The 6,153-nt window shown below is 36.2% G+C and carries 5 protein-coding genes and 12 tRNA genes; all 17 read left to right on the top strand.

The window, feature by feature from the left end:
• Positions 1-2: 2 nt before the first annotated feature.
• The 17 genes from BBG48_RS10355 to BBG48_RS10280 all read left to right on the top strand — a co-directional run bounded on the left by BBG48_RS10355 (position 3) and on the right by BBG48_RS10280 (position 6,069).
• Positions 3-78 (top strand) — tRNA-Val (locus BBG48_RS10355).
• Positions 79-83: 5 nt separating this feature from the next.
• Positions 84-160: transfer RNA gene (locus BBG48_RS10350), tRNA-Asp, on the top strand.
• A gap of 19 nt (positions 161-179) precedes the next feature.
• Positions 180-255, top strand: a tRNA-Thr gene (locus BBG48_RS10345).
• Between the two features lie 7 nt (positions 256-262).
• Positions 263-345: transfer RNA gene (locus tag BBG48_RS10340), tRNA-Leu, on the top strand.
• Positions 346-359: 14 nt separating this feature from the next.
• Positions 360-434, top strand: a tRNA-Gly gene (locus BBG48_RS10335).
• A 23-nt stretch (positions 435-457) separates the two neighbouring features.
• Positions 458-532, top strand: a tRNA-Gln gene (locus tag BBG48_RS10330).
• Between the two features lie 19 nt (positions 533-551).
• Positions 552-626: transfer RNA gene (locus tag BBG48_RS10325), tRNA-Gln, on the top strand.
• Positions 627-639: 13 nt separating this feature from the next.
• Positions 640-715 (top strand) — tRNA-Lys (locus BBG48_RS10320).
• 50 nt (positions 716-765) lie between these two features.
• Positions 766-841, top strand: a tRNA-Phe gene (locus tag BBG48_RS10315).
• A 5-nt stretch (positions 842-846) separates the two neighbouring features.
• Positions 847-923: transfer RNA gene (locus BBG48_RS10310), tRNA-Ile, on the top strand.
• 67 nt (positions 924-990) lie between these two features.
• Positions 991-1,067 (top strand) — tRNA-His (locus tag BBG48_RS10305).
• 3 nt (positions 1,068-1,070) lie between these two features.
• Positions 1,071-1,144: transfer RNA gene (locus BBG48_RS10300), tRNA-Cys, on the top strand.
• Between the two features lie 331 nt (positions 1,145-1,475).
• Positions 1,476-1,697, top strand: a complete 222-nt coding sequence (locus tag BBG48_RS10295; protein ID WP_068912247.1) for a cation transporter — start codon at positions 1,476-1,478, stop codon at positions 1,695-1,697.
• Between the two features lie 164 nt (positions 1,698-1,861).
• Positions 1,862-3,730, top strand: coding sequence for a heavy metal translocating P-type ATPase (locus BBG48_RS10290; protein ID WP_068912245.1), 1,869 nt, complete (start codon positions 1,862-1,864; stop codon positions 3,728-3,730).
• Between the two features lie 243 nt (positions 3,731-3,973).
• The gene (locus tag BBG48_RS10285; protein ID WP_068912243.1) at positions 3,974-5,134 is read left to right on the top strand and encodes a M20 metallopeptidase family protein; all 1,161 of its coding nucleotides are present in this window, start codon (positions 3,974-3,976) and stop codon (positions 5,132-5,134) included.
• Between the two features lie 92 nt (positions 5,135-5,226).
• Positions 5,227-5,373, top strand: coding sequence for a hypothetical protein (locus BBG48_RS11170; protein WP_199560408.1), 147 nt, complete (start codon positions 5,227-5,229; stop codon positions 5,371-5,373).
• A gap of 111 nt (positions 5,374-5,484) precedes the next feature.
• Complete coding sequence (locus BBG48_RS10280; RefSeq protein ID WP_068912241.1) at positions 5,485-6,069, top strand: tetratricopeptide repeat protein; 585 nt, start codon at positions 5,485-5,487, stop codon at positions 6,067-6,069.
• Positions 6,070-6,153: the final 84 nt, after the last annotated feature.

Here is a 6,153-nt window from a genome sequence, read left to right as displayed (position 1 = left end):
ATGGATCCTTAGCTCAGCTGGGAGAGCATCTGCCTTACAAGCAGGGGGTCACAGGTTCGAGCCCTGTAGGGTCCACCAATAATGGTCCGGTAGTTCAGATGGTTAGAATGCCAGCCTGTCACGCTGGAGGTCGTGGGTTCGATCCCCATCCGGATCGCCATTTAAATTAAATAATGTGTGCTGGCGTGGCTCAATTGGCAGAGCAGCTGACTTGTAATCAGCAGGTTGTTGGTTCGATTCCGACCGCCAGCTCCATACAAATGCGGATATGGCGGAATTGGCAGACGCACTAGACTTAGGATCTAGCGGGCAACCGTGGGGGTTCGACTCCCTCTATCCGCACCAAATAAATTTAATATGCGGAAGTGGCTCAGTGGTAGAGCATCGCCTTGCCAAGGCGAGGGTCGCGGGTTCGAATCCCGTCTTCCGCTCCATTTAAACTTAGGGGTTTCATTGTTGGGGATTAGCCAAGCGGTAAGGCACTAGACTTTGACTCTAGCATTCACAGGTTCAATTCCTGTATCCCCAGCCATTTTATAAATTGGAAATGTTGGGGATTAGCCAAGCGGTAAGGCATCAGACTCTGACTCTGACATTCACAGGTTCGAATCCTGTATCCCCAGCCAAACGAATATATATGACTCATTAGCTCAGTCGGTAGAGCACTTGACTTTTAATCAAGGTGTCCCGGGTTCGAATCCCGGATGGGTCACCATTTTTTTATAAAAATTTATTTTTTTTAAATTTAATAGACATCTTTTATATGCCTAGATAGCTCAGTCGGTAGAGCAGGGGACTGAAAATCCCCGTGTCGGTGGTTCGATTCCGCCTCTAGGCACCATAAGAGGGCCTTTAGCTCAGTTGGTTAGAGCGTCCGGCTCATAACCGGCAGGTCCGGGGTTCGAGTCCCTGAAGGCCCACCATTTATAAAAATAAACGAATTTTTCGTTTGTTTTTTGTATTATTTTCTATTTTTAAATTAGTATTGCGGTGGGTGTAGCTTAGCTGGTTAAAGCGCCAGATTGTGGCTCTGGAGATCGTGGGTTCGAATCCCACCATTCACCCCATATGACGACATAGCCAAGTGGTAAGGCGTGGGACTGCAACTCCCTGATCGTTGGTTCAAATCCGACTGTCGTCTCCAATTGATATTATTACCATCCTTTTTGGATGGTTTTTATTATTTTGAATTTGAATTCTATAGTTCTATAATAGATGATGATGCTTTTAACCAGCAGATATTATAGAACTTTTTTATGCGAAAAATATCTACCGATACTTTTTTCATTCTAATAGAAATAATATAACTTAAAAATATTATTTCAAATTTTCGTTGACAAATAATTTTCTTCACTATATAATACAATTATACGATTAAACAATAGTTTAATTGTATAAAGTTATTTTATTATTCAAATTTTTTAATCTTTTATAAACAGGTAAAAATTATACAATATTTATTATTAGGGGGAATTATGAAAAAGTCATACAAAATAAACGTTGATTGTGCAAATTGTGCAAATTTAATGGAAAATGAAATTAGCAAATTGACTGGGATTAATTCAGCTACAGTAAATTTTATGACTCAAAAGATAAAACTAGATATTCAAGATGGTGTCGATGTAGAAGAAATCATCGCCAAAGTAACAGATATATGTCGAGATATTGAACCTGAGTGCGTTATAAGTAAATGTTAAAGCAATACTATTAGTTATTTAAAAAATCACTTTGTTTGAAAAGGTGCAATTGGATTTGATTAGTGGGATCGCTAACGCAGTGAGTGTAGCGAACAAAAGTGCCAAAAGAAAATACAGTTGCACTTTCAATTAGTTTTCAGTTTAAATAAAGGATGGAGACGTAAATGGAAAGAGAACAGAAGATTTTGCTATTTAGGATTGTCTCATCTATAGTTTTGGTTGTAATTGGATATTTTTTTGCACTTCAAAGTTTTATAAGATTTTTTCTGTTTGCTTTTGCTTATATTATTGTTGCTTATGATGTAATAAAAAAAGCTGTTAAAAATATTTATAGAGGTAAAGTTTTTGACGAAAACTTTTTGATGTCTGTAGCTACAATTGGTACATTTGTGCTTGCAATTTATACTAAAAGTGGAGATTATTTAGAGGCAGTTGCAGTGATACTGTTTTACCAAGTAGGTGAGCTTTTTGAGGACTATGCGGTAGATAAAAGCAGGAAAAGTATAAGTTCTTTAATGGATATAAGACCTGATTATGCTAATGTAAAAGCAGGAGAAGAAATTACAAGAGTAGACCCCGATGAGGTTGAAGTAGGTAGTGAAATAATTGTTAAAATTGGAGAAAAGGTTCCAATTGATGGGGTAGTTGTAGATGGAAAGTCTTCTTTAGACACATCGGCACTCACTGGTGAAAGTATGCCAAGAGATGTGCAATTTGGTGATGAGGTAATAAGTGGCAGTGTTAATATGAGCAGTGTCCTTACTATAAAAACTACAAGGGAATTTGGTGATTCTACTGTATCAAAAATTTTGGAACTGGTTGAGGACGCGTCTTCCAATAAGAGTAGACAAGAAACCTATGTATACAAGTTTGCCAGTATATATACTCCTATAGTTTGCTATTTGGCTTTGGCACTGGCAGTTATTCCGCCAATAGTTAATGTTGCAGTATTATCTGTACCTGCAAATTTTGAACAATGGATTTATAGGGCGTTGATTTTTTTGGTTATTAGCTGTCCGTGTGCTTTTGTTATAAGTATACCACTTACATTTTTTGCTACACTGGGCGGGGCGAGCAGTCATGGGATTTTAATAAAGGGGTCAAATTATATTCAAAGCTTGTCTGAGGTTAAAAATATAATTTTTGATAAGACTGGAAGTCTGACTAAAGGTATATTTGACGTAAATGAGGTACATCATAATGATTTAGATGAGAAAAAATTGATAGAGTATGTTGCTCATGTGGAATATGCATCAACTCATCCTATAGGTGAAACTCTTAAAAGAACATATGGAAAAAGCATAGATACTCAGAGAGTTTCAGATGTACAGGAGCTCAGTGGCTACGGTATTGTAGCAAAGGTTGATGGTAAATCAGTAGCTGTAGGAAATGATAAGCTAATGCGTAAGTTGGGAGTAGAGCCTATTTCATGTCATATGCTAGGAACAATACTTCATATTGCAATAGATGGCGAGTATGCTGGGCATATTGTGATATCAGACGTACTTAAAGAGGACTCTCTTGATGCGGTTAGAACCTTAAAGAACATGGGTATTGGTATCACTATGCTAACTGGAGATATAAAATCAGTAGCAGATAAATATGCAGCAGAGTTAGGAATTGCTGATGTTTACAGTGAGCTTTTACCGCAAGAAAAAGTAGTAAAAGTAGAAGAAATAATCGGCAAAGATAACCATAAGTTAACAGCATTTGTAGGTGATGGGGTAAATGATGCACCAGCATTGACTAGAGCTGATATCGGTGTGGGCATGGGTGCTATGGGTTCGGATGCTGCCATAGAGGCGTCTGATGTAGTGCTGATGGACGACAATCCTTTGAAATTGGTCAAAGCGATTGAGCTTTCAAAAAAATGTATGTCTATAGTTTATCAAAATACATTTTTTTCTATTGGCACAAAGGTATTATTTTTGATACTGGGAGCTATTGGACTAATAGGTATGGAGGCGGCTGTATTTGCTGATGTAGGAGTGCTAATTCTTGCTAGTTTAAATGCAATGAGAGCACTTAAATAAAAAATATTGATGTAAATAGGATAGCGGGTGAAGTTGACCTGCTATCCTATTATTTTTGATTGATTTTTGGGCGAAAAGGTATTAATATGTATATGTTCATAGTATTTATTTAATACTAACTTACATAAGAAAATGTAGTATTATTTTTCATTATAAATTTTTTATATCAGAGAGCAACACAAATTTTTTTTCAATATTTGTACTATAATTTTAAAAGTAAGTTAGTATAAGAAGGGGTAGCAAATGAAAATAGAAGATATAAAAAAACTTGAGCCTTATGTCGTAAAACAAAGAAGATATTTACATGAACATCCGGAGCTGTCTTGGCATGAATTTGATACATCAAAGCACGTAAGAGAAGAACTGGATAAAATGGGTATTCCTTATGAGATAGTAGAAAAAGTAGGAGTTGTGGGAATAATAAACGGATCAAAGTCAGGTAAATCTATAGGAATACGAGCTGACATGGATGCACTTCCTATAACAGAAAATACAGGACTTGAATTTTCATCAAAAAATGCAGGAGTTATGCACGCCTGCGGACATGATATGCACACAGCAGTATTACTTGGTACAGCAAAAGTACTCAATGAGATGAAAGATGAGCTAAAAGGAAAAGTTGTGCTGATATTCCAGCCATCTGAAGAAAAAATAGAAAAACTTGGGGCAAGTGTGATGAAAGAGCACCCTGAAGTAAAAGCACTAGACAGGGTTATTGGGTTACACGTTATGCCGTCTCTAAAAGCTGGGCAAGCAGCACTAAGAGTTGGACCGGTAATGGCAGCTACAGATATGTTTGATATTTTTATAGAGGGTAAGGGCGGACATGGAGCTATGCCACATATGACAGTAGACCCAATTATTGCAGGGGTACAGCTAATAAATGCCTTTCAGACAATAGTAAGCAGGGAAATAGACCCTTTAAAGGCAACTGTATTAAGCATTACAGCCTTTAATGCAGGCAGCAGTCAAAACGTAATACCATCAGAGGCACATCTTAAAGGTACTGCAAGGACATTTGACAATGATATGAAGGATAAAATTATAGAAATGATGCAAAGGATAGCTGATGGAGTTGCTGAGGCTACACGCACAAAAATAAGGATAGAAAATCAAAAAGGACCTTATGCTACAGTAAATGACGAGAAAGCGACCCTGATGGGTATAGAAGTAGCCAAAGAGGTATTTGGAGATGGATTAGTGTTTGACCATCCACCTATTATGCCGGGGGAAGATTTTTCAGAATATTTGAGACAAACACCGGGAGTGTTTATGTTTTTAGGAGTTTCTAATGTGGCAAATGAGTTCGCATTACATCAGGATAATTTTAGCCCTAGAGAAGATGCGATGATACTTGCAGTGGAATATTTTGTAAAATATGCAAAAAAATTCCTAGAAGAATAGAAATTTGCATTGTTAAAGATGTTATAATATGTGTTTTCAAATGAATATAGATAAATTGAGTATCAGAGAATTTGAATAATGGAGAAATTTGTATGAGTAAAGTATTTGAAATAGATGGTTGTGTAGAGGTTGCAGAGGACATAGGTGAAGATGAATTTTGGAATATTTTTATTGATTTTATAGAGAGCCGTGGTTGGTATTTTGGAGGGGGAATTAATGAGTGTATTGAAGAAGATTAATACAACTCACAGTTTGTATAACTTGTTTTCATGAATTTAAAATATACAAGGAAACTAAAGGAATTTATGAAAGTACAGCTGTTCATATATAATTAGACGGAGGAAAATTTATTGTTAGATAAACTAAAGACAACTGTTTTTTTGCTAGCAGGGCACTTTACGCTCTATTTCAATTCAAAAAAAACAGCAATAAAAATGTATGAAGGTGCATTGGAAAGTAACAACGACAAGGACGGCTTAAACTATGCTGCGGCTGCAAGTGGTGTAGGCTCAATACTAATGATGTATGGTGAATTTGAAAAAGCGATACATTATTATCTAAAAGCATTAAATGTGTATAAAAATCTTGAGCTTACACAAAAAAAGAAGACGGTGCAAGGTATGATTTTTGGAAATGTCGGATATTGCTATATAAATAGAAATGATTATGAAACAGCTATTAAATATTGCGAAAAATCAAGGGAAATATTTGAACAACAAGATGCCACAAAAAAATTGACAAAGTGTTACAACACGTTGATGAATTTGTATGCAAAAACAGGCGACATGGAAAAAGCTAAGGACTATGCCAAGCTTTCGTTAAAATATGTGTCAGTGGCAGAGAAAAAGTATATAAAAGGTAATGTAAAAAAACTTCTAATAGAAGATATAAGGTCTGTAATTGGACTGGAGGCAAATAGCATAATTACTGAATAAGAATAGAGGGCATAGGAGATGTCATGCACTTATACTCCCCTAATATGTGTCGGGAGTGTCAAAAATAACACCACTGATATATAT

This window comes from Criibacterium bergeronii, assembly GCF_001693775.2.
In the GTDB taxonomy this organism is placed as follows: Bacteria; Bacillota; Clostridia; order Peptostreptococcales; family Filifactoraceae; genus Peptoanaerobacter; species Peptoanaerobacter bergeronii.
The sequence above is the reverse complement of the archived record's forward strand: the minus strand, read 5'-3'. Positions and strand labels throughout refer to the sequence as shown.

Excerpts from the sequence above, each read along its gene's own strand:
- BBG48_RS10285 (WP_068912243.1), top strand. The coding sequence starts at position 3,974 with ATGAAAATAGAAGATATAAAAAAACTTGAGCCTTATGTCGTAAAACAA.
- BBG48_RS11170 (WP_199560408.1), top strand. The coding sequence starts at position 5,227 with ATGAGTAAAGTATTTGAAATAGATGGTTGTGTAGAGGTTGCAGAGGAC.
- BBG48_RS10295 (WP_068912247.1), top strand. The coding sequence starts at position 1,476 with ATGAAAAAGTCATACAAAATAAACGTTGATTGTGCAAATTGTGCAAAT.
- BBG48_RS10290 (WP_068912245.1), top strand. The coding sequence starts at position 1,862 with ATGGAAAGAGAACAGAAGATTTTGCTATTTAGGATTGTCTCATCTATA.